Annotated in this window: 15 protein-coding genes and 3 tRNA genes; 4 read left to right on the top strand and 14 right to left on the bottom strand. The window is 36.4% G+C overall.

Going from position 1 to position 25,300, the window contains the following annotated elements; all coding sequences use genetic code 11:
• Positions 1 to 127: 127 nt before the first annotated feature.
• The 5 genes from ABFR62_01575 to ABFR62_01595 are packed head-to-tail and all read right to left on the bottom strand — an operon-like array spanning position 128 to position 8,278.
• Positions 128 to 1,456: a quinol:cytochrome C oxidoreductase gene (locus ABFR62_01575; GenBank protein ID MEN8137101.1), complete on the bottom strand. Its 1,329-nt coding sequence runs from the start codon at positions 1,454 to 1,456 to the stop codon at positions 128 to 130.
• A gap of 7 nt (positions 1,457 to 1,463) precedes the next feature.
• Positions 1,464 to 2,570 (bottom strand): quinol:electron acceptor oxidoreductase subunit ActD, encoded by a 1,107-nt coding sequence (locus tag ABFR62_01580; protein MEN8137102.1) that lies wholly within the window; start codon positions 2,568 to 2,570, stop codon positions 1,464 to 1,466.
• Complete coding sequence (gene nrfD, locus ABFR62_01585) at positions 2,563 to 3,942, bottom strand: NrfD/PsrC family molybdoenzyme membrane anchor subunit (GenBank protein ID MEN8137103.1); 1,380 nt, start codon at positions 3,940 to 3,942, stop codon at positions 2,563 to 2,565. Before nrfD ends, ABFR62_01580 begins: the two co-directional genes overlap by 8 nt.
• 11 nt (positions 3,943 to 3,953) lie before the next feature.
• A complete protein-coding gene (locus tag ABFR62_01590; protein MEN8137104.1) occupies positions 3,954 to 7,013 on the bottom strand; it encodes a TAT-variant-translocated molybdopterin oxidoreductase in 3,060 nt (1,019 codons plus the stop codon).
• Positions 7,014 to 7,024: 11 nt separating this feature from the next.
• On the bottom strand, positions 7,025 to 8,278 hold the full coding sequence (locus ABFR62_01595; protein MEN8137105.1) for a c-type cytochrome: 1,254 nt from the start codon (positions 8,276 to 8,278) through the stop codon (positions 7,025 to 7,027).
• Between the two features lie 326 nt (positions 8,279 to 8,604).
• On the opposite strand from ABFR62_01595, the gene ABFR62_01600 reads away from it, so the two are divergent.
• The gene (locus ABFR62_01600) at positions 8,605 to 9,045 is read left to right on the top strand and encodes a hypothetical protein (protein MEN8137106.1); all 441 of its coding nucleotides are present in this window, start codon (positions 8,605 to 8,607) and stop codon (positions 9,043 to 9,045) included.
• Between the two features lie 329 nt (positions 9,046 to 9,374).
• Here ABFR62_01600 and infB read toward each other — a convergent pair whose 3' ends face one another.
• From infB to ABFR62_01620, 4 genes are all read right to left on the bottom strand, one after another.
• A complete protein-coding gene (gene infB / locus ABFR62_01605) occupies positions 9,375 to 12,233 on the bottom strand; it encodes a translation initiation factor IF-2 (GenBank protein MEN8137107.1) in 2,859 nt (952 codons plus the stop codon).
• A gap of 62 nt (positions 12,234 to 12,295) precedes the next feature.
• Complete coding sequence (gene nusA, locus ABFR62_01610; GenBank protein MEN8137108.1) at positions 12,296 to 13,531, bottom strand: transcription termination factor NusA; 1,236 nt, start codon at positions 13,529 to 13,531, stop codon at positions 12,296 to 12,298.
• A gap of 9 nt (positions 13,532 to 13,540) precedes the next feature.
• Positions 13,541 to 14,008, bottom strand: a complete 468-nt coding sequence (gene rimP / locus ABFR62_01615) for a ribosome assembly cofactor RimP (protein MEN8137109.1) — start codon at positions 14,006 to 14,008, stop codon at positions 13,541 to 13,543.
• Between the two features lie 190 nt (positions 14,009 to 14,198).
• On the bottom strand, positions 14,199 to 16,472 hold the full coding sequence (locus ABFR62_01620) for a DNA topoisomerase 3 (GenBank protein MEN8137110.1): 2,274 nt from the start codon (positions 16,470 to 16,472) through the stop codon (positions 14,199 to 14,201).
• A 549-nt stretch (positions 16,473 to 17,021) separates the two neighbouring features.
• On the opposite strand from ABFR62_01620, the gene ABFR62_01625 reads away from it, so the two are divergent.
• From ABFR62_01625 to ABFR62_01635, 3 genes are all read left to right on the top strand, one after another.
• Positions 17,022 to 18,083 (top strand): hypothetical protein, encoded by a 1,062-nt coding sequence (locus ABFR62_01625; protein MEN8137111.1) that lies wholly within the window; start codon positions 17,022 to 17,024, stop codon positions 18,081 to 18,083.
• A gap of 337 nt (positions 18,084 to 18,420) precedes the next feature.
• Positions 18,421 to 19,851 carry a hypothetical protein gene (locus ABFR62_01630; protein ID MEN8137112.1) on the top strand — a complete coding sequence of 477 codons (1,431 nt, stop codon included), beginning with the start codon at positions 18,421 to 18,423 and terminating at the stop codon, positions 19,849 to 19,851.
• Between the two features lie 213 nt (positions 19,852 to 20,064).
• Entirely contained in the window at positions 20,065 to 21,627 is a 1,563-nt protein-coding gene (locus ABFR62_01635; GenBank protein MEN8137113.1) for a hypothetical protein, read from the top strand.
• A gap of 79 nt (positions 21,628 to 21,706) precedes the next feature.
• On the opposite strand, the gene ABFR62_01640 is transcribed toward ABFR62_01635, so the two are convergent.
• The 5 genes from ABFR62_01640 to mutS form a co-directional block, all read right to left on the bottom strand.
• Entirely contained in the window at positions 21,707 to 21,916 is a 210-nt protein-coding gene (locus ABFR62_01640; GenBank protein ID MEN8137114.1) for a hypothetical protein, read from the bottom strand.
• 306 nt (positions 21,917 to 22,222) lie between these two features.
• Positions 22,223 to 22,308: transfer RNA gene (locus ABFR62_01645), tRNA-Leu, on the bottom strand.
• Between the two features lie 54 nt (positions 22,309 to 22,362).
• Positions 22,363 to 22,448, bottom strand: a tRNA-Leu gene (locus tag ABFR62_01650).
• 6 nt (positions 22,449 to 22,454) lie between these two features.
• Positions 22,455 to 22,526, bottom strand: a tRNA-Gly gene (locus ABFR62_01655).
• 186 nt (positions 22,527 to 22,712) lie between these two features.
• Positions 22,713 to 25,271, bottom strand: coding sequence for a DNA mismatch repair protein MutS (mutS, locus tag ABFR62_01660; GenBank protein ID MEN8137115.1), 2,559 nt, complete (start codon positions 25,269 to 25,271; stop codon positions 22,713 to 22,715).
• Between the last annotated feature and the right edge of the window lie 29 nt (positions 25,272 to 25,300).

A 25,300-nucleotide genomic window follows, 5' to 3' on the forward strand; every position in this document is an offset into this window, starting at 1 on the left:
TGATTATTTTGGTTGGGAATAATTCAATCTAAAAAGATTACACACACAATGGTTTAACTATGAAAAAGGGGCCTAAAAAAGGCCCCTTCGATATATTAACAATAATCTATTAAACAGATAAAACTGTTTACCTATGTTCAATATTGTAATAATGATAATGCTCCGATTCCTTTAGCATCGGATGTCCTTTTGCAAGCAATCCGCGCTTGGCCAGGTTTCTTTGTGTACAAAAAATAAACAAACCGAAGAAGCCAAGGAAAGACCCAATCTCTACTACACCAAAACTCCACTGACTACCAACTGATCCCGGCATAATCATTACGAATAAATCTATGTAGTGACCAACTATCAATACCAGTCCCGTCACAACCATATACGGGAAATAACTTTTTTTGGCCGAATCCATTATTATCAATAATGGGAAAGCAAAATTCATCGCTACCATTGTGAAAAAAGGAATTTTATAGTCTTCGAATCTCGCTATATAATAAGTTACCTCTTCCGGTATGTTCGAGTACCAGTAAAGAAGGAATTGGGAAATCCAAAGGTATGCCCAGAATATAGACAGTCCGAACATAAACTTCCCTAAATCGTGAATATGGGAAGAATTTACAAACTCCAAATATCCCTGAGACTTTAAATATATTGTTACCAACGCTATCATTGAAACTGCCGATACAAACATTCCTGAGAACACATACCAACCAAACAATGTAGAGAACCAGTGAGGATCAACACTCATCACCCAATCCCATGCTCCAGTTGACGATGTTACACCGAAGAATACTGTAAATATTGCAGCAACTTTAAAGGCTTTATTATAAGGTTTATAATCACCCGCAGTTTCTTGTTCTAATGAATATTTCTTGATTAAGAAAAGAGCTAAAATCCATCCTCCAAGATAAACAACTGCTCTGATCAGGAAGAATGCTACATTTAGGAAACCTGATTTACCATCGATGATTGAATCGTAGTTCTCAGAATCAGGGTCAACTAAACTGGCATCCATCCAATGGAAAATATGATGCAGGTGCAATCCCCCAGCCACCAGTATTAGAAAAACTATCAATCCTCCCAATATCATATACGATGACATAGCTTCCATTACCCTCAGTAAAACAACCGACCAACCCGCTTGTCCAATATATTGAACTGCCATAAAGAACATTGTTCCTACAGCAATAAACAGAAAAAATAACGCCGCAACATACATTGCTGACCAGGGTCTGTTTTTTTGCTGATGATATATGTGCTCGGCATGAGCCTCATCGTGATGATCGTTTACTTTTGTCACCGCTTCACTGCCATCATCATGTTCAGTATCTACCTGCTCCATTTGGTGCTTTACATCTTCTACAGACGAAGGTGTAGTCATAAACCCAAATGCCAGCGACAATATTCCTACTGCCATTAAAACAAATGACAGAGTTTTAAGATTTTTTGAAATTTTATACATCTGATATTTATTTTAATTGACTTCTAAGTTTCAAAACATGCCCTGTTACTTTCCATCTTTCCTCCGATGTTAACTGAGAAGCATGCGACCCCATCATATTTTTACCATAAGTCATTACGTGGAAAATGCTTCCTTCGGTAATATTTGGCAATCTGGAAGGGGCATAAGACGGTACTCCAAGAAATTTCTCGTTTTGTACAAGTTTACCCTGTCCGTCACCACTAATACCATGACACGAAATACAATAAATATTATACAAATCTTCGCCTTGTTTATCTGTTTTCTCAGTTGCAGTAATTGGCGATTTTAAATTCTCTAATGCATATTGATAACCTTCGTTAGTATCAGGTATTCCATAAGGAACATATCCTCTTTTTACAGTCCCTTCAACCGGTATTCGTGCTTCCATATTATTCACTCCGTTAGGATCTTCAGAATATGGTTCATAAGCTATTGAATAATACATATTAGGCATAAATATGGTTTCCGGTTCTCGCTGAACTTCATCAGAAGAGCTACATGAAGTAAATCCCAGCAAAAGAATTAAAGATGCCGCAGGAACCTTAAACCAAAGTTTCTTCCCTTTATCTTTCTTAATCTCTTTCACATTAACCTCTATAGCTCCCGCTTCTTTTAGAGTTGTTTCCAGCTCTGTAGAATCACCTTCAACCATAAATTCCATTAGAAATTTATCATCAGTTGTTCTTGGGTCGGGACTTCCACCTTTCCTTCCAGGGAATAGTTTGTTTTTAAAAAAGTACGTAATCACCATTAAGTGAGCTGCAAAAAACACTGTAAGCTCGAACATAATCGGAACAAATGAAGGCATATTTTCACCCCATGTAAAACTTGGCTTACCTCCAATATTTTGAGGCCAGTCGAAAATCATCATATACCAGGTCATCCAAATGGCAAAACTTAACCCTATGGCTCCATAAATAAATGACGCGTATGCAATTCTGGTAGGCTTAAGCCCCATAGCTTTATCAAGTCCGTGAATAGGAAACGGAGTATAGATCTCATCTATCTCAAATCCTTTCTGACGAATGGTTTTTACTCCATTCATCAATATATCGTCGTCGTCAAACAATCCGTGTATTAATTTCTTACTCATGTTTGTGTAACTTTTTTTGGCTTTCGCCTGATGATTTCAAAATCGTTTTCAACTCAGCCTGAGCAATTACAGGGAAAGTACGAGCATAAAGCAGGAACAACACAAAGAAGAATCCGATTGTTCCAATAAAAATCGCTATGTCAACGAAGGTTGGAGAGAACATCGACCATGATGACGGTAAGTAATCTCTGTGAAGCGATGTTACAATAATAACAAAACGTTCGAACCACATACCTGTATTTACAATAATCGATAAGAAAAATGTAAACATAACACTTGTTCTGAGTTTCTTAAACCACATCAGCTGCGGAGACACAACATTAAATGTCATCATTGACAAGTATGCCCACCAATAAGGACCTGTTGCCCTGTTCAGAAATGCATATTGCTCATATTCTACTCCTGAGTACCAGGCCATAAATAACTCTGTAATATATGCTACCCCAACAATAGATCCCGTTAGCATGATGATAATATTCATCATCTCGATATGCTGTATGGTAATATAACTCTCGAGGCTAACAACCTTTCTCATTATTATAAGCAATGTTTGAACCATTGCAAATCCGGAAAAAATTGCTCCGGCAACAAAATAAGGAGGGAATATGGTTGTATGCCACCCCGGAATAACCGATGTAGCAAAATCCATCGATACTATGGTGTGTACCGAAAGTACAAGAGGAGTAGCTAAACCGGCCAACACCAAAGAAACCTCTTCGAAACGTTGCCAGTGTTTAGTTTTTCCACTCCAACCAAAACTCATTACCGTATAAATATGTTTTGTAAATGGTTTAATTGCTCTGTCTCTTATCATTGCAAAATCAGGGATTAAACCTACATACCAAAATACTGTAGACACCGAGAAATAAGTTGAAATTGCAAATACATCCCAAAGAAGTGGTGAATTAAAATTCACCCATAACGATCCAAAATTATTAGGGAAAGGGAAAACCCAATAAGCCAACCAGGGACGTCCCATGTGAAGTAATGGGAATATTGCAGCCTGAATAACCGCAAAAATTGTCATTGCCTCGGCAGATCGGTTTATAGACATACGCCACTTCTGGCGGAACAATAAAAGTACTGCTGATATCAAAGTACCGGCGTGACCGATACCTACCCACCAAACGAAGTTAGTAATATCCCATGCCCAACCTACTGTTTTATTAAGCCCCCAGGCCCCAATACCTTCACCTATTGTATAGGCCATGGCACCAAGTCCCCAAAGAAAGGCCAGTGTAGCAATACTGAAAGCAAACCACCACATCTTATTGGCTTTGCCTTCTACCGGAGCAGCCACATCTTTGGTAACATCGCTATACGATTTATTACCTAATACTAATGGCTCTCTTATATCTGATTCATAATGCATATCCAGTATAATTATGAGTTTTTATTTCTAATTTTTGTTTGATACATAACATTTGGCTTCGTACCAACCGACTCTAACAAATAGTACTTTCTGTCGTCGTGTAATGGTTCCTGAATACCTGATTTTTCATCATTTATATCACCAAATACCATTGCATCCGACGGACAGGCCGATGAACATGCAGTCTGTATATCAATATCCTCCAACTTACGACCTTCTTTCTTGGCGTTAAGAATTCCTGCCTGTGTAATTTGAATACACATAGAACATTTTTCCATAACACCTCTGGAACGAATAGCCACATCAGGATTCAATACCATTCTACCTACTTCATCATTCATATAATAGTTGAACTCTTCGTTTTCTGCATATTGGAACCAGTTGAAACGACGCACTTTGTATGGACAGTTATTTGCACAATACCTAGTACCCACACAACGGTTGTATGCCATTTGGTTTTGTCCCTGACTACCATGAGAAGTTGCAGCAACCGGACAAACAGTCTCACATGGAGCGTGATTACAGTGCTGACACATCACAGGCTGAAAAACCACTTCAGGATTCTCTGAAGCAATTTCCATTTTATTGTACATCTCAACAGATCCGCTAACACCTGTCAGACCTTCTTCTTTGGCCTTTTCCTTGCTCATGTCGGAGGAATAGTAACGGTCAATACGCAACCAATGCATATCTCTTGAACGTCTGACTTCTTCTTTACCTACAACAGGAACATTATTTTCTGCGTGACAGGCAACAACACATGCAGCACAACCCGTACATGCATTCAGATCGATAGAAAGATTAAAATGATGTCCGATACTACTATCGTATTCGTCCCAAAGATCTATTTTAGAAACCGGTTGTTTTCCTTTGTGAGTTTCCAAAGCCACAACAGGGTTCCACTCTTCTCTATCTTTATTTTTGTAAATATCGAAAGTAGTTTCCTGCACAACATCTCTATCCATCATAGTATGATGAAGCTGCACACAGGCGAATTCATGCTCTCCCTCTACTTTTTCTACACTTACATTATTAACATATTTATTAAAAGTTCTGTAAAGCGTATAAGCATTTACACCGGTTTTCATTTCTTCCTTTACTCCTTCTATTCGCCCGTAACCCAATGCCAATCCCAATGTTCCGAAGGCTTGTCCGGGTTGAATAAATACCGGAAGAGTGATTGAAACATTACCGGAAGTAAGTTTAACAATATCACCGTTCAATGCACCGTTTGATTCATTCCAATTCGTTAACTCTAATTCTTCCGCCTGCTTTGGAGAAACTGTTAAATAGTTATCCCATGAAGTTCTGGTAATTGGATCAGGAAGTTCCTGCAACCAGGGATTGTTAGCCATTTCTCCGTTACCCATACCTGCTTTAACATATAGCTCTAACTCCAGTCCTTTGGAATCCTTAAACTGTTTTTGGGCAGACTTTGCTACAGAATTCATATCAGGCTCATTAACTTGAGGCATTTCACTTGTGCTATCAACACTAAACACCCCGTCATGAACTGTTTGATTCCAACTTGCTCCTAACTTCTGACTTAATATATTAGCTGTCCAGTTCTTTTGCATGAAAGAATAAAAATCTTCCGAAGCCCCTATCCATTTCAACAAATTATCCTGAAACTGACGTGTATCGTACAAGGGCCGAATAGTCGGCTGCATCAATGAATATTCTCCTTCTACCGGCATTGCATCTCCCCAGTTCTCTAACGAATGCTGTGATGGAAGATTAAAATCCATAAGCTTAGCGGTCTCATCTATAAATTGTGACATTGAAAGCTTAAGCTGAACTTTCTCCGATCCTTTTACAAATTCAGCTGAATTAGCTAGCGAGTAAACGGGATTTACATTATATGCCAATAAAGCTCCAATTTTCCCTGAATTCATATCCTGAATCAACTGTTGAACAGCTTTATCATTTCCTTCCTTTACATACACAGGCTTGTCAACACCCATAGCTTTACTTTGCAATGCAAGATTTATCTTCATTGCTAATATCTGCATATTTTTATCGTTACTGCCTGTAACAACCAGAGCCTTATCCCCGGCCTTCTTTAACTCTTTTGCAATAGTTTTTAATTGTGCATCAATAGGTGTTTCTTTGGAGCTAAGCTTTTCTCCGGTAATCAATCCATAAAGAGTAATTAAAGCATATGTTTGCTCTGATGGCTTGATAGCATATCTGTCATCGGCGTTTGCTCCTGCAAGCGACATGTTTGACTCTATCTGAATATGACGTGACATTTGCTCCTGATTGGGCTTTCTACCGACCGCATATCCTTTTTCATATCCTCCGCCAAGCCAATCTCCCAGAAAATCAGCACCAAAAGAAACTATAACTCTTGCCTCTGAAAACTTGTACAACGGTAATGCCCGTTTTTCATACAGTGTTTCGTAGGCATCTAAAGCACCCGAACTGGAAACAGCATCATAAGAAATATGCTTTGCAGAAGGGTATTTTTCCGTGAATTTGGCGATAACCTCATCAGTTGACGGACTAAACATCGATGGTGTTAATATCGCTATTTGTTTATCCCCAACAGCATTTAACCCCATTATCACATCCGAATCAACAGAACTCCACGAAATTTCCTCTCCCTTTTTTTGAGGAGACTTTAACCTGTTACTATCATATAACGAAAGTACGTTTGCCTGGATTCTTGTATTTGTCGTTCCGTAAAACTTAGCCATAGAGTTTGGCTCTATTCTTATAGGCCTTCCTTCTCTGGCTCTTACCAATACACTTGCAAAATCATGACCATCTGATATTGTGGTTGCATAATAATCGGCCGTTCCTGGAGTAATACTGTCTGGTTTTACAACGTAAGGTATAGATTTTACAACAGGCCCCTCACAAGCAACCAAAGAAGCTGCAGCAGTACTAAACCCAATATATTTCAAAAAGTCTCTTCGAGTTGTTGATCCCGATTCTAATGTTTCTTTATCTCCTAAAAAATCATCCGTCGGTATTTCTTCAACAAATTCTCTGTCCCGAAGGTCTTTCATGATCTGACTTTCATCGTTCAGATCTTCAATTCCTTTCCAATATTTTTTTTGTGACATTCTTTTCAATTTTAGTAGTGACACTTACCACATTCTAATCCACCCATCATACTTACTGTTAGCTTCTGAGTACCGTACTTAGCCGCCAACTGTTTATGTATTTCCTGGTAATAGTCGTTTCCTGCCATCTTTATCTCTTCAGTTTTATGACAGTCAACACACCATTCCATTGTTAGAGGACTATATTGATATAGTTCCTCCATCTCCTCAACCGGACCATGGCAATCCTGACATTCAAGGCCTCCAACGGTTACGTGTTGTGAGTGATTGTAGTAAACGAAATCCGGAAGGTTATGAATTCTAACCCATTTAATCGGTTTTTGTTCGTAACCTTCGATATATGAATTTGTTGCCGGATCGAAACCTATTGCATCATAAATTTTTGCAATTTCTTCTTTCCCAGTATTTTCTCCTTCCTGAATAAGTTTGTGACAATTCATACAGACATTTGCAGACGGAATTCCGGAAGTTTTACTTGTTCGTGCACTCGAATGACAATACTCACAATCAATTTCCTGATCGCCCGAATGTACCTTATGCGAAAAAGCAATTGGTTGAATAGGCTGATAACCCTTATCAACACCTACTCCTAAGCCCCATTCCCAAAAGGCATATGTAGCTCCAATCGATACAAGAAGAACAACTACTATTGCTATAGAATTGTTTTTTGCCAAATAAGTTAAATAAGCAAATACCTCGCTTACATAGTTCCCCTGTTCTGTTCGATTGATTTGAAGTAGCGTAGACTTCAGACGGAATAATATTACCGTCAACAGAATGACAATAAAAATAATTCCAATAAGTACCTCGGCATAATAGTCTTTCACTTTTTCTACCGTCTCGGTCTCAGCAACAGCTTCTTCAGCCTTCTTCTCCTCAAAAATTGCAGGATCTGCATCAGCATAAGCCATTATATCGGCTATATCCTGATCCGAAAGGTTTGGAAACGGAGTCATTGGTACCTTATTGTACTCTTCAAAAATAGCTACTGCATCTGCATCACCACTCTCTATTAGTGCGGCACTGTTTCGTATCCAGTCCTGTAACCATTTTTGATCTCTATTAGCAGCAACACCTTTCAAAGGCGGACCTATTAGTCTCTGCTCTAATTTGTGACAGGCTGCGCAATTCGCATTAAAAAGCGTTTTCCCATTTTTAGCATCACCTTCCTGTGCATAGGTCGACAATGCAAACAAAAAAGAAAAAACCACACTTAATACCATACGGCCTGATAGTGAATTGTAAAGGTTCTTCACTTCTTTCATTAGTAGTTAAAATTAAATTTTAGGTTGTTTTGGTTAAACTCTTTTAATATTATGATATTTTTCAGGTCTATTCCTGATAAACAACATGCTTACAAAAATATAATTTTCGTTTAATTAATAGCTGATGATGAATCTGTTTATGTAATTTATAATCGTTCTAAACTAGAATGACATCACTTTAAGACAGTTACACTATTTTTAGGCTAAACTAAGCAATAATAAATGAAAATATAGCATTCCAAAATAATAAAAGACAAACTAGTCCTAATAGCAATATAATCAGTTCATTTCATTCAAAATTGAATAATATATTTAACTTTGACCAAATGATAATTATTAAAAATAATATGATGGTGAACAGAACTTTTTTCTTTATTGTAGCAATGTTAGGGTTAAGCTTATCGATGAGAGCTCAAGATTCAAACTTCTTCGAATCTAAAAATGACACAACAGCTTTTGTACAAATAATACAAGATCCTGATATAAATACTATCAATAAACTTTACAAGGAAGCAAGTTCCTCAGATACTATAGTGGATGGATTTAAAATTCAGGTATATTACGGAAACAGAAAAAAAGCCTCTGAAAAAATAATTGAATTTAAAGAGTTATATCCGGATATTGAAGCGAACCTGATTTATGAAGAACCAAACTTCAAGGCTGTAGTAGGTAAATATTACAGGAAGCTGGATGCTGACAGGGATCTGCAAAGGATAAAGAAAAAGTTTAACGATGCTTTTATAATCAGAAATAAGATTAGTAAGTAAAAAGAAACACCACTAATCCATTCTATTTTACTTATTTAATTAAAGATTAAGAAATAGAGCCTGCCCTCCTGACTGCCTGTCTAACCGATTTAGCCAGATAGAAGTCATGAGGGCAGGCTTCATTTTTTAACACTTCTGAGCAAGCCTGATTATAATAAAGATATTGTCAAAAAAAAAACACGAACACGGTTGTTGAGTAACATTCCTTAGTAACAGTCTGAAAATAGACATGGATATAAAATGTACTATATCCCACTAAAAACATCTGATAATACATCATAAAAAAGGCCGCTGAAACAGCGGCCTTAATATAATTTTATGTTTAAGAATTAAAGTTTCTTACGAACCTCAACTTCCTGATAGGCTTCGATAATATCTCCGACCTTGATATCGTTATACTTTTCGATGTTCAATCCACACTCATAGCCTTTAGCTACTTCTTTAACATCATCCTTAAATCGTTTCAACGATCCAAGAGATCCTGTGTGAACAACTACTCCATCACGAATAATTCTAATATTACTGTTGCGGAATACTTTACCACTTAGAACCATACAACCGGCAATTGTACCAACTTTAGAGATTTTGAATGTCTCTCTAACTTCCACATTACCTGTAACTTCTTCTTTTACTTCTGGAGAAAGCATTCCTTCCATCGCATCTTTCAACTCTTCAATAGCATCGTATATAATAGAGTATGTTCTAATATCAATACTTTCACGATCTGCAATCTGACGAGCATTACCTGAAGGACGAACCTGGAATCCAATAATAATTGCATCGGAGGCTGTTGCCAACAATACATCTGATTCTGTAATCTGACCTACTGCCTTATGAATAATATTAACGTGAATCTCTTCAGTAGACAACTTCTGTAATGATGCAGAAAGTGCTTCAACAGATCCATCCACATCACCTTTAAGAATAACGTTAAGTTCTTTAAAGTCACCTATTGCGATACGACGACCAATCTCGTCAAGCGTAATGTGTTTCTGAGTTCTTACACTCTGCTCACGTTGCAATTGAGTACGACGAGCGGCAATTTGTTTAGCTTCTCTTTCGTCTTTAAAGATATTGAATTTGTCACCGGCCTGAGGTGCTCCATCCAATCCTAAAATTGACACGGGTGTTGATGGTCCGGCTTCTTTTATAGTTTTTCCGCGTTCGTTGAACATCGCTTTTACTTTACCGCTATTTTTACCGGCAAGCATATAATCTCCAATCTTCAATGTACCTCCATTTACCAACAAAGTAGTTACATATCCGCGTCCTTTATCAAGAGATGCTTCAACAACTGTTCCCACAGCTCCTTTATTTGGATTAGCTTTCAGATCAAGCATTTCAGCTTCTAAAAGAACCTTCTCCATCAATTCATCAACACCTGTTCCCACTTTCGCAGAGATTTCGTGTGATTGAATTTTACCTCCCCAATCTTCTACCAATAAGTTCATTTGAGACAATTGCTCCTTAATCTTATCAGGATTAGCATGAGGCTTATCAATTTTATTTATTGCAAATACAATTGGTACTTCTGCAGCCTGGGCATGTGCAATAGCTTCTTTTGTTTGAGGCATTACATCATCATCGGCAGCAACAACAATAATTGCAATATCTGTTACCTGCGCACCACGAGCACGCATTGCCGTAAAGGCTTCGTGACCCGGAGTATCTAGGAATGTAATTTTCTGCCCGCTATCTAATTGTACTCCATATGCACCAATATGCTGAGTAATTCCTCCGGATTCCCCGGCTATAACATTTGCATGACGCACATAATCAAGAAGTGATGTTTTACCGTGATCAACGTGTCCCATCACTGTTACGATCGGTGCTCTAGGTAATAAATCTTCTTCTTTATCATCTTCCTCGTGTACAGCTTCTTCAAGTTCAGCACTTACGAATTCTGTTTCAAATCCGAACTCTTCAGCAACAATAGATAATGTTTCAGCATCAAGTCTCTGGTTCATGGTAACCATGATACCAAGAGTCATACATGATGATATAACTTCGTTAATAGAAACATCCATCATAGTAGCAAGTTCCATCACTGTTACAAATTCAGTAACTTTTAATGTACTTTTTTCTGCTTCCTGTTTTGCTAATTGTGCATCTGTCTGCTCACGTCTGTCATCACGTTTCTGACGACGATATTTAGCTCCTTTAGATTTTGAACCCTTTCCGGTTAACTTATCTAAAGTTTCTTTTATTTGTTTAGAAATTTCTGCTTCTGTAGGCTCAGCCTTAACAACTCTTGCCCCTCTGCCTTTTTGTGGTCTCTTTTTATTCGCATTTGGTCCTCTTTGACCTGGACCTTTTTGTCCACCTTGTGCACCAGGACCTTTTTGTCCGGGTTTCTGACCACCTTTTCCCTGACCTTTATCTCCGCCGGGCTGGTTCTGAGCTTTTGTAGCATCAACAGCTCCCTTCTTTATTCTACGACGACGCTTTTTATTTGCATCACCGCCTTTCTTAGGGTCAGCTTTTTTCGGATCCTTCTTCTTAGGTTTATTGAACTGTGAAAGATCAATCTTTTCACCTGTAAGTTTAGGTCCGCTTAATTTTGCGTAATTAGTCTCAAGTTTTTCAGAAGTTTCCGGTGTAGCAGCTGGTTTTTCTTCAACTTGTTCTTTTTTACTATTTTGCTCTTTAGATTGAGTGTCAGACTTAGCTGTAGCCTGATGGCTTGCTTTTTCGATATCGGTATTAGATTTTTTCTTCTTCTTAGAATCAAGATCTATTTTACCAACTTGTTTAGGCTTGGATATAGGTTTAGCCTGTCCTTTTACAACCTCTTTCTCACGTTCCTTCTCCAGAGCTACCATTACCTTACGGCGCTCTTCTTCCTCTTGCTTGCGTTTACGCTCATCAGCTTCTTCTTTTTCAAGAGATTCAATGAGTTTTTCTTTTTCTTTACGCTCGCGTTTTTCTTCAAGCTCTTTATCGCGCTCAGCTCTAATTGCCTCTTTTTCACGACGCTTCTCTTCGCTCACTTCATTAGAAGCTTCTTTCTTTGTTTTATCAGCCTGAAAACCTGATAACAGAACATTATAAACACCCTCGTCGATCTTGACATTAGGATTGGAATCAAGCTCGACTCCTTTTTTCTTTAGGTACTCAAGTGCTCTATCTTTTGAAATATTAAGTTCTCTTAATACTTTTGAGAGCCTCATTTGTTTGCTACCTGCCATATAATAATATTCAATCTATTTTTTTTCTTATACTCTAATTACATCCTCTTCGCCATCGAGGATTAGTCGTCAAATTCCGCATTTAGAATTCCTTTTACCTTCTGAATAGTCTCTTCTTCAAGATCCGTTCTTCTCGCCAATTCTTCAACACTAAGGTTGATTACACTTTTTGCAGTGTCTACGCCAATTTTATAAAATTCATCGATTATCCACTCGTCAATTTCGTCAGAGAAATCTCTTAACTCTACGTCCTCATCCTGTGGTACATCTCTATAAACATCTATCTCATACCCAACCAACTGACCGGCTAATCTGATATTATTTCCTCCTCTACCAATAGCCTTTGAAACTTCTTCCGGTTTTACCCAAACATCAGCTTTCTTTGTTTCCTCGTTGATATCGATTTTAACGACCTTCGCAGGACTCATTGCTCTGGTTATAAATAAGTTTAAGTTACTTGTGTAATTAATTACATCAATATTCTCATTACCTAATTCTCTAACAATTCCATGTATTCTGGCACCTTTCATACCAACACAAGCACCTACAGGATCAATACGGTCATCATAGGACTCGACAGCTACTTTTGCTTTCTCTCCAGGAATACGTACAACTCCCTTAACTGTAATCAAGCCATCGAATACCTCAGGTATTTCCTGTTCAAACAGTTTTTCAAGGAAAACCGTTGATGTTCTCGAAAGTATAATTTGAGGCTTTGTCCCTTTTAACTCTACTTCTTTAATAATAGCTCTGATACTTTCACCTTTTCTGTAATAGTCCGAAGGGATTTGTTGATCTTTTGGCATCACCATCTCATTACCTTCATCATCTATTACAATAACGACATTTGGTCTGATGTGATGAATCTCACCGGTAACAAGATTACCTACAAGTTCTTTAAATTTCTTGTAGAGAATAGTATTGTCGTGATCCATAATTCTTGAACGCAAATTCTGTCCTAACGATAAAATAGCTCTACGTCCTAAATCTATTATTTTCACTTCTTCAGAAACATCTTCCCCAATTTCGAAATCAGGCTCTATCTTCTGCGCATCAGATAAAGACACCTCAGCATTTTCATCTTCCACCTCTCCGTCAGCAACAACGATACGGTTTCTCCATATTTCCAAATCACCTTTATCAGGGTTCACAATTATGTCGAAATTATCATCCGATCCGTATTTTCTTCTTAAAGCAGTTCTGAAAACTTCTTCCAAAATTGCCATTAAGGTAACTCGGTCAATGTTTTTATCTGATTTAAATTCAGAAAACGATTCAATTAATTCACGATTATCCATTGTCTTCTATTAAAATATAATAACCACTTTTGCTACTGCTATGTCGTCAAAGTTAATTTCTTGTTCTTTCTCTACTGTCATTTTACCTTTACCGATGGTCTTAGGCACTCTTTCCTTCCATTTCAAAACAAGTTTGTGTTCGTCAGAAAAGCTTTCCAAAGTACCTTCATACTTATTACCATCAACAGTTTTCACTTTTAGTTTACGTCCGATATTCTTTGAGAACTGACGTGGCAATGTAAGAGAATGTGTAATATCGAACGAAGCAACTTCGAGGGAAAAATCTTCTTCTTCTCTATCCAAATTGTGCTCAATATTTCTACTTACTCTCATACATTCACTAACAGCAACCCCATTATCGCCATCCAAAACAACAGAAATATGGTTACTATCGCTTATATCAAAATCGACAAGGAATAGTTCCTTGTTCAATTCTAAAGCCTCTATTAACAGGCTCTCAACTACCTTTTTATCCATAAACAGGGTATAAAAAGAGGGGACTTTTCGTCCCCTCATCCACCTTTTAAATTCGCTGCAAATATACGAACATATTCCTATAGAGCAAATACTTAGCCTCTAATATTATTCAAATATGATAATCTATTAATAATTATTGCTGAATTAGTGTTGTTTACACTAAAATTTAAACTGAATTACCTACAATGTATCATTTCAGCTTCGCCAACAATTTCCTGTCGATTTTTAATTTTGTCAGGTCATCAGTTCCGGCAATATCAAATGGAATAATAAATTTACATCCATTTTTATAATTAGCACATCCAAAAGCAGTCTTTCCTTTGATAAACTCCTCACTGCCACATTCAGGACACTTATTTTTTTCTTCTACCTTTTCTTCAAATTCAATATTATAAGAATCCGTCAGAACCAAATATCCATTCTTTTTTACTCCATTAAACTTAAATCCCTTTATAAGAGTTGATTTTCCCTTAGAAACAAGAGTTTTTATCTGATTTTTCGATAACTTTTTGTCTAAAAACAGGTAAGGAATCTTAAAATCACAACCCGATTTATATTCATTGCATCCGTACGCACTTTTTCCCTTTATCAAATGTCCTTTTTTACATTTCGGACAGGAAATATCTTCCTCCGCTTTTTTCTTCTTCGGCAAAGGTTTTACATTATCGAAAGACTCTATACGCGGAGAGTAATCAGTTTTTACTTCCTGTACAAGCTGAACAATTAGCTCTTTCATCTCCTTTTTAAATTCCTCAATCGAAAACTCACCCTTCTCTATCAATTTCAGTTTTCTTTCCCACTGTCCGGTAAGTTCAACAGATTTCAGAAGTTCGTTCTTTATGGTTCCGATTAACTGAACTCCCGTTGGAGTAGCTTCAAGTCTTTTTTTGTTTTTTGAAATGTACTGTCTCTTAAACAATGTTTCTATAATTGCAGCACGGGTAGACGGGCGCCCTATTCCATTCTCCTTCATTAATTCCCTTAACTCCTCATCGTCAACCTGCTTTCCGGCAGTCTCCATTGCCCTTAACAGGGTTGCCTCTGAATAATATTTGGGCGGAGAAGTTTTTTTCTCCTGAACTTTTGGAATATGCTCCCCGCTTTCGCCTTCCACAAATTTTGGCATCACCTGTTTGTCTGCAGCATCCGGGGTTGCTGAGCCTGACGAAGCATCTCCCTTATACAGAATTTTCCAGTTCTCCTCCAGAATTTGCTTCCCGGTAGCTTTAAACTTAATATCTTCTACCTCTCCTTTTACCTCTGTATTAGATATAACAGCATCAGGATAAAAAGCCGCAATAAATCTGCGAGCTACAGTATCATAAACATTCCAATCGTCGGCATTAAGATTGTTGGCAACAACACCTGTAGGGACTATTGCGTGGTGATCAGTTATTTTTTTATTGTCGAATATTCTTTTAGGTTTTATTATTTTTTTCTGCAGCAAAGGAGCTGTGAAAGCTTTATAATTCAACAACCCATTCATTATCTGAGGAATTTTTGGATACATATCTTCAGGTAAATACTGAGTATCTACACGCGGATAAGTAACCAGTTTTTTTTCATACAGAGTTTGAATAGTCTTCAATGTATGATCGGCCGAAAAACCAAACTTTTTATTACATTCTACCTGAAGCGAAGTAAGGTCGAATAACTTGGGAGGTGTTTCTTTCCCTTTTTTAATTTTAAACGATGTAACTGTAAATAAACCGGACTTAATTTTCTCTGCAAACTCATCTGCTTTTTCCTTTATCTTAATCTTTCCCTTATCGGAACTAAATAACACATCTCTATACAATGTTTTTAACTCCCAATAAGTTTCCGGTGTGAAATTTTCAATCTCCAGCTGCCTGTTTACTATCAATGCAAGAGAAGGAGTTTGTACTCTCCCAATTGACAAAACATGTTTGGGAGGAGCAAATTTTAAGGTAAAAAGTCTGGTCGCATTAATCCCCAATAACCAATCTCCAATTGCCCTGGATGTTCCCGCTGCATATAAATTATCATATTCTGATTCCTCCTTCAGGCTATCAAACCCTCCTTTTATCGCCTCTTCTGTCAACGAAGATATCCACAGTCTCTTAACAGGGTTAGTGTTTTTTGCCTTAAGTAAAACCCATCGCTGTATTAACTCTCCCTCTATTCCGGCATCCCCGCAGTTTATTACTTCCGTACAGACATCTGCATTAATCAAGTTTTTAATAACGTGAAACTGTTGCCTGACACCATTATTATCAATAACAGAAATCCCAAAATTGGCCGGAATAATTGGCAATGTTTCCAGGCGCCATTGCTTCAGATAACTTTCATATTCATGGGGTTGCTTTAATGTACAGAAGTGACCGAAAGTCCAGGTTACCTGATAACCATTCCCCTCCAAATATCCCTGACGTTGAGTATTAGCACCCAGCACCTTTGCTATATCTCTTGCTACACTTGGTTTCTCGGCAATACAGACTTTCATTTCTTTAGGTCTTTTACTTTTGACCTTTAGCTTTTTGCTACAGGCTTTTTAATTATTATTCTTAAATGCAATAATAAAATAAAAGATTTAGAAAAATAATGATAGATATAACTTTTAACCATTTTTATCAATGATATTATTATTACGGTTTTACCATTATTTGTGTGGAAAATAAAAAACGGTTTACTTAAAAATATTTGATTATTAAGATCATAAGATAAGTAGATTAGTTCCGGTTGCCATTGATTCAATAATCTTTTACTCTAATAATCTTTTTAATAACTTCTTAAAATTCGTGGCAGTACCATTATTATAATTGAATCATTGTAACAATTGACCAAAAACACATAGGCAAACTCTATACTTTTTTATAAAAATCTTTATTGTATTTTATAAGACAATAATATCCTCCACCTCAACACAGATAGACCTATCTCATTGATTCACAAGTATATACCCTGATATTTTTAACGAATACTCCTTGATTATACGAAAGAGTTTTCCTACTTTTGAAGTAGTAATAAATTTAAATCACAAAAATTACAAATTATGAGAAATTTAAAAAGGCTTGCAACTTCCCTTGTTGCAATAGCTCTTGTAGTAGCATTCTCTTCTTGCGAGAAGCAACCTGTGGCTAAAGACGGTGCTCAAGAAGTAACAATCGCTATTAACAACCTTACAAACAGTTTAAAAAAAGCCACTGTTGAAGGTGAAAACACAGGAGACTTACCAGAATGTTCAGATGCTGAGGCAGATTATGCAGTAGTTGGATTAATAGATCCTAATGGGAAACCTGTAGCATCAATGCACCTTCCTATATTAACTAACTTGGATGACGGAACACAAACAGTAGTTGTAAAAACTAAGACGCTTGGTGAATACACAATTGATCTGTTTGAAGTGTATGATGCAGAAGATAATCTTATTTGGGCTGCACCAAAACCTGATTCAGAATATTATGACTGGGTTACTAATAAAATAGGCGACACATTCACTGTAGAAGCATTTAAAAAGATAAAAGTTGACATAGATGTACTATGCTGGCAACCATACAGCTATAAAGAATTTGGATATTACTGGTTCGACTTTGACAGAACTGAGATAAAAACATTGTGTTTCTTTGGAGATATTTGTGTTTTAGACCCTGAACCATGGGCAGATTTTTTCTTAGATGGAGGAGATCCACTTTATGATATGCCTGCTGTATACAATATTAGAATAATGCAAGGTGAAAATTTGATTGCCAGTGCTTCTAATATTACTGAAGAAAAACCTATTAGTGGACCACTTTGCATTGAGTATCCTTATCACGTAGATGGAGAGCCCGCTTTATATATGGTTTACTTCGAAATTTATCATCCATATTCTGCTCAGCCATTGACAGTTGCAGCATTACCTTTAAATCCAGCTGATGACCCTCAGGTTTTCCTTGACCATTGGATGAATACATTCTCTGATGATGATGAAGACGGGGTTGATGACGATGGAATATTTGACTTTGTTATTCAACAAGAAGGAGCTGAATGTAATTGGGAATACAACCAGGATGTTAATGCTGTTATGACCTTTGATGATGAAGATATTGATTATATAACTTCACTCGACTATTAAAGACAATTAACAAATAACTCTTATTTTACAAAGCAGGCCACCTGGTGTGGTGGCCTGCTTTATAAGCTTCTATGTTATATTTCGGATAAAATATCTAAACCTCATTTATATTCAAATAATATACAATTCTACACTCTCGCTTAACAATAAACAGTTAGCACCCTGTTTACAAGCAATACAGAATGTTTACTATTATAATGAATCACTTGAAGAAAATAGCTGTAGAGCGAAATCAACTTTATTACAATATTCTAAATATTAATTATTTGGTTTGAAATATAAATTATTATAAAACAGACTTTAACTCTTCAATTTCGTAGATAACAAAATTACCGCTATGAAAAATTTAATGCATCGCACTATATTATTGGGCACTTTAACGCTAGTCCTTTTATCGTGTGAAAAACAATCAGAAGATACCTTGCAAGAAGTTTCATTCAGCATCAACAATGAAACAAACAATCTGAATAAAAAAAATGACATAGTATACCCAGAATGTTCTAATGAAGCTCCTGCATATGTTATAGCCACGATTGATGATGAAGATTATCGGTTGGAGGTCCTACAAAATTTGGATGAGGGAACACAAACTCAAACTGTTAAATTCAAAACCGGAAAATACACGCTCCAATCATTTAAAGTTTTTGATGCCGATCATGTACTTATTTGGGCAGCACCTGAGAAAGAATCTGATTATGCAAAACTTTGGGATATAGAAGGTTTAGAAAAAACTTTTGAAGTTTCTGAATTCAAGAAAATAAAGATTCCTGTAGATGTACTTTGTTTTACCCCGTCGTACTGGAAAGAATTTGGATTCGCCTGGTTTGATTTCAATATGATCAAAGTAAAAACTATTTGCTTTTCCGGAGATTTCTTTACCAAATTCTGTAGAAATTTTACTCCTTATTTATACTCATATCCGGGATCGCCTTATGAAGGACAATCTCATGAAGGAGATAGTTTTAAAGCCATATTTAAAGTATTGATAAAAAATGAAAATGGAGTTGTTCTTAATAACCAAAAAAACAACTCAAACCTGAAAAGGGCAGGAATTGATAGACCTTTATGTATAGAATTCCCTGACTATTTAAACAAAGAGGACAGATATACTTTCGAAATATATTTAGCACTACACGATAACACGTGGCCACTTGTGCATACTTCCGAGGTGTTTCTGGCCGAAGACGATATATCGAATATTACAGGAGAAAATGGAATATTTAACTTCGGTTTTGGTAATTGCCCCCAAGGAATAGAATTAAAAATGGATTTACCATTCTGTCCTGAAATAGAGATAGGCACTCCTGAAACAATTATAAAGACTTTATGTTTCTTCGGTGATATTTGTACTCCAAACTATAGCGATTGGGGAGAATCGCAATCTGATTTTGTTGCCGATATGCGAGTGACTATTTTAGACCACAGTGCTGATGCACATAAAGAAAAAGAGATCAGTATTGCTTATTCGTCTGATTTTGCAAACAATCAACCTTTGTGCATTGAATACCCTGATTATACAGATAAAAAAGATGAAAAGTACTGGGTTAATATCCACATCAAAGATCTAAACGGCGATTGGATTTTAGTTGAAGGAAGGAAACTCAACCCTAATTTATCTCCATCTGCATTCTATGGCAAAGACACTAATGGAGAAATTGACACTGACGGAATTTTTGACTTCGTTGTTTACGAAGGTGAAAACTGTAACTATATCAATAATGAAGGTGTTAACCTAATTAAAGAGATAGAATTCGATTCTCCGGATTAACAGACAACTATACATGATATAATTTAAAAAATTACTACAGCAAGTATTTTCTTAATTTGAGATGTAATCATGTAACACAACACACGCACAGTAATCGTATTTAATTGTATTTCAACTGGTTACGATGTAAAAATACTTAAAAAACATTGCTAATACGAGAGAATATTCTTACTTTTAATGTCTAATATTTTTTTATCACAAAAATTACAAACTATGAGGAATTTTAAACGACTCGCAACATCCCTAGTTGCAATAGCTTTAATAGTTGCCTTCTCCTCGTGTGAGAAGCAACCCGTAGCTAAAGATGGTAATTATGAGGTTTCAATTGCCATAAACAACCTGACTCCAAGCCTAAAAAAAGGTACTGTTGATGGAGAAAACACGGGTAACTTACCTGAATGTTCAGATGCTGAGGCAGATTATGCAATAGTTGGGTTAATAGATCCTAATGGGAAACCTGTAGCATCAATGCACCTTCCTATATTAGGTGTAGATGACGGAACACAAACAGTAGTTGTAAAAACTAAGACGCTTGGTGAATACACAATTGATCTGTTTGAAGTGTATGATGCAGAAGACAACCTTATTTGGGCTGCGCCAAAACCTGGTTCAGAATATTATGACTGGGTTACTAATAAAATAGGTGACACATTCACTGTAGAAGCATTTAAAAAGTTAAAAGTTGACATAGATGTGCTATGCTGGCAACCATACAGTTACAAGGAATTCGGATACTTTTGGTTCGACATTGATAAAACCAGAGTAAAAACCTTGTGTTTTTTCGGTGATGTTTGTACAAAATTTTACGAAGACTTTCATAATTTTGACGGATCTCCGTATGTAGGTCAAGAGTATATGGGTTATGATTTCCCGGCAATATTTTATGTATTGATTAAAGATTCTGAGGGAGAAGTAATCAATAATATGGAAGTCAACTCAAATGAAGAATGGTATGGTAACGAACCATTATGTATAGAATTTCCGGATATTGAAGGACAGGATGACGAATATACTTTTGAAATTTATTTAGCTTATCCTGACGGTACATGGCCATTAGTATATACTTCTGATCCATTTATGGCTGAAGATGACCTAGAAGATATCACAGGTGATGACGGAATATTTGATTTCGTAGTAGGTAATTGTTCTTGGGAAGGAAATGATGCAAATATAGAACTAGATCCATATCTATTGTTACCTGATCACGGTACAATAGAAATTCTTTACGGTAACTTCAAAAGTCCAAACTTCTTTGACTATTTCGAAATTGGATTACTTGAAGGCTTTGACAATCCTTTATATCCTGAAGAATTAAAAGGAGAATCAACATATGGATATTGTGGTGATATTTGGAATTTTATTACTACAGATATATATGATGTAGATATTTATCCTACTCATACCGAAGAAGCTCTTGCCAATATACCTGCTGAGTATGCCGCATATCCATGGGGTTCATTAAACTGGATGGCAAACTTTGCTCCAGTTGAAGAAACTACTTCAGAGATAGCCAGACACTATCAGGCTGCAATTTGGATGGTTATCCATGGTATGGGTAATGATGTAATGAATAGAATAGAAGGATTAGCCGGTATACAAATTAAGCAAGCAGACATTGATTTCGCCAATGAGGCTCTTAACAATCACAGTGATTACAAAGTAAGAACAGGCGACTATGTTGTTTTATTATTTGATCCTGTAGAAACAGAAGAAAACGTTATTGATGGATCAAGAGACAATATGATTCAATTAGTATTAACCAGAGTTGATCCTTAAAATATATCACACTATAATTAAAAAGGCTACCGTAAAGGTGGCCTTTTTTTGTTCTAACTTCAAGTAGATTGTAGGTACACTATGAGATTGCAATTATCTTTTGCAGATACTTGCTCTCAAGTTCTATATACTGTTCTGTACTTAAATCCTGTCTTTCTTTTTGATTATAAATAAAATATAATCCAAACCTCAATGTTTCACTTAAAGAATACCCTAATTCTAATAAATCAGTTGTAAAATCTATTACATGATTGTGTAACTTTACCAGTAAATTATCATCTGTTTTCATATTATATTATATTTTTATGTGCTTAGTAGGTACTATTTTAGAACGAATCCTAAACACTTTTATTTTGTATCGTTTTGATACATCAAATATGATAACATTTTTAAAAATCCAATCATTTTCATGATAAATAAAATTCACAATGTGATGAAAACCACATTTTAGATGATAAACTGATTTATCTTATCTAAGAGTCAACAATTATTTTAATAACCTATTTTCAATACATCAAAAAATGACTAACCTTTACAACAGTAAAACAATTTAATAGCAAAAAAAAGCCCAACCTATTTAAAGATTGAGCTTTTGTACCTAGGATGGGACTTGAACCCATACGGGCATTACTGCCCACCGGATTTTAAGTCCGGCGTGTCTACCAATTCCACCACCTAGGCGTGATGTATTGTAATATGATAAAAAAGCTCAATCTAATAAAGATTGAGCCTTTGTACCTAGGATGGGACTTGAACCCATACGGACATTACTGTCCACCGGATTTTAAGTCCGGCGTGTCTACCAATTCCACCACCTAGGCGCGCTGAGCGAAAAACGGGATTCGAACCCGCGACCCCGACCTTGGCAAGGTCGTGCTCTACCACTGAGCTATTTTCGCATTATTCAAAGAACTTACCTGTTTTTTGCGAGTGCAAATATAGATGCTTTTTCTATTTCTGCAAAACATTTTTACAGCTTTTTTTGGCTGTAATTACATTTCAAAATTTCAAGCTGACCCATTGAGTCATAACGACTTAAAACAAAGTGAATTACCCGTTGATTTCACCACACTAGATGCATAAATCTAGCCCCCAATCATTTTTTTAATCTCATTTAACTTCATCAAAGCTTCAACAGGAGTAAGGGTATTTATATCTATATCCATTATTTCTGATTTGATATTTTCTAAAGTCGGATCATCCAATTTAAAAAAGCTCAACTGCATTGACTCTTCAGGTTCTACTTTAGGACTCAATTCTCCCGTATGGTTCTTTTCCATCTTCTTCAGTATATCATTAGCTCTGGCAATCACCTTATGAGGCATTCCTGCCATCTTAGCAACATGAATCCCAAAACTGTGATGACTTCCTCCGGATACTAATTTCCTCATAAAAATAACCCCATCACCAACTTCTTTTACCGAAACATTATAATTCTTAATCCTTTTGAAAGTATCAGTCATATCATTCAGCTCATGATAATGCGTAGCAAACAAAGTTTTTGGTTTTGCCTTGCTCTCATGAAGATACTCAGAAATTGACCAGGCTATTGAAATACCATCATAAGTACTTGTACCTCTACCAATTTCGTCCAAAAGGATTAAACTTCTTTCCGAAATATTATTTAAAATACTCGCAGTTTCATTCATCTCCACCATAAAAGTTGACTCCCCAGAAGAAATATTATCTGACGCTCCAACCCTCGTAAATACCTTATCTAAAACTCCCAATCTGGCATGTTTAGCAGGAACATAAGACCCCATTTGGGCCATAATTGATATTAGCGCAGTTTGACGTAGTAATGCCGATTTACCAGACATGTTTGGTCCCGTAATCATTATCATTTGTTGCTGGTCTCTATTAAGCGAAACACTGTTAGAAATATACTCTTCTCCTTCAGGTAACTGCTTTTCTATAACCGGATGACGACCTTCCTGAATTTCCAAATCGGTAGAATCATCTACAATCGGTTTAGTATAATTATTCTGAATAGCTAATTCTGCAAAAGAGCTGAGAACATCAATTTGACCTATCAACTGTGCATTACGTTGTACAGGAACAATTTCCTCCTTCATAAGTTCAATTAACTCACCAAAAAGCTGTTGTTCCAGTTTTCCTATTTTTTCTTCGGCACCAAGTATTTTGTTTTCGTATTCTTTAAGTTCCTCTGTAATATAACGTTCTGCATTTACTAAAGTTTGTTTACGTATCCACTCATGAGGTACTTTATCTTTATGAGTATTACGCACTTCTATATAGTATCCAAAAACATTATTAAAAGCAATTTTCAATGACGATATACCGGTATGTTCAATCTCACGTCGGCAAAGCTTATCGAGATAATCTTTACCGGAAAAAGCAATTTTTCGCAGATCATCTAACTCCTCCGATATCCCACTGGCTATAGCATTACCTTTTGCAATATTCACCGGGGCATCATCGTTTAACATTTCCCCTATATTTTTTCTGATATTATCACAAAAGTCCAAACTTCTGCCTAACTTCAATAACGATTCATTACTCGACGCTAATGCTAATTCTTTAACAGGTACAATTGCATCTAATGATCTCTTTAATTGAATCGCCTCCCGGGGTGAAATCTTATGAGTTGCAACCTTTGATATTAACCTCTCAATATCCCCTATGTTTTTAAGTGACTTTTCAAAATTTTCCCGTAAATCATCATTCTCTATTAAAGTACTTACAACATTAAGGCGTTCATTTATTTTTGATACATGTTTTAATGGGAGCGCAAGCCACATTTTTAACGTACGTGCACCCATTGGAGAAATCGTTTTGTCAATTACATCCAATAGAGTAGTCGCATCAGGGTGTGGTGAATTGTATAACTCAAGATTACGAATAGTGAACTTATCCATCCATACATAATTATCTTCTTCAATTCTATGAATAGATGTAATATGCCCTATTTTATCATGTCGGGTTTCTGAAAGATAATACAATGCAGCACCCCCTGCTATAATTCCTTCATCAAGTCCCTCAATACCAAAACCCTTTAATGATGTTGTATTAAACTGATTTAATAAACTTTCGTTTGCATAATCACTTTGAAAGACCCAATCTTCCAGGTGAAATGTGTAATAATTATCCCCAAATGAATCTTTAAATAACTTCTTTCTCTGTCTTTGATACAGTACTTCACTTGGGTTGAAATTCTGCAGCAACTTATCTATATATTCAATATTACCCTGCGATACATAAAACTCCCCGGTTGATACATCCAAAAATGCAATTCCGTGTTCTTTTTTACCAAAATGCACTGCTGCCAAAAAGTTATTACTTTTCGACTGTAAAACCTGATCATTGAGCGCTACACCAGGTGTAACAAGTTCAGTAACTCCACGCTTTACTATCTTTTTGGTCATCTTTGGATCTTCAAGCTGATCACAAATAGCTACACGCTGTCCTGCACGAACCAACTTTGGCAAATATGTATCTAAAGAATGATGGGGGAAGCCTGCCAGCTCGGTTCTGGATGACCCATTGGCCCTATTAGTAAGTACTATTCCAAGAATCTTTGATGCCTCAACTGCATCAGAACCAAAAGTTTCGTAAAAGTCACCAACTCTAAAGAGAAGCATCGCATCAGGATATTTTGCTTTAATAGAGTTATATTGTTTCATCAATGGAGTTTCCTTACTCGCCTTCTTTG

This window comes from Bacteroidota bacterium (assembly GCA_039714315.1).
Lineage (GTDB): Bacteria > Bacteroidota > Bacteroidia > Flavobacteriales > JADGDT01 > JADGDT01.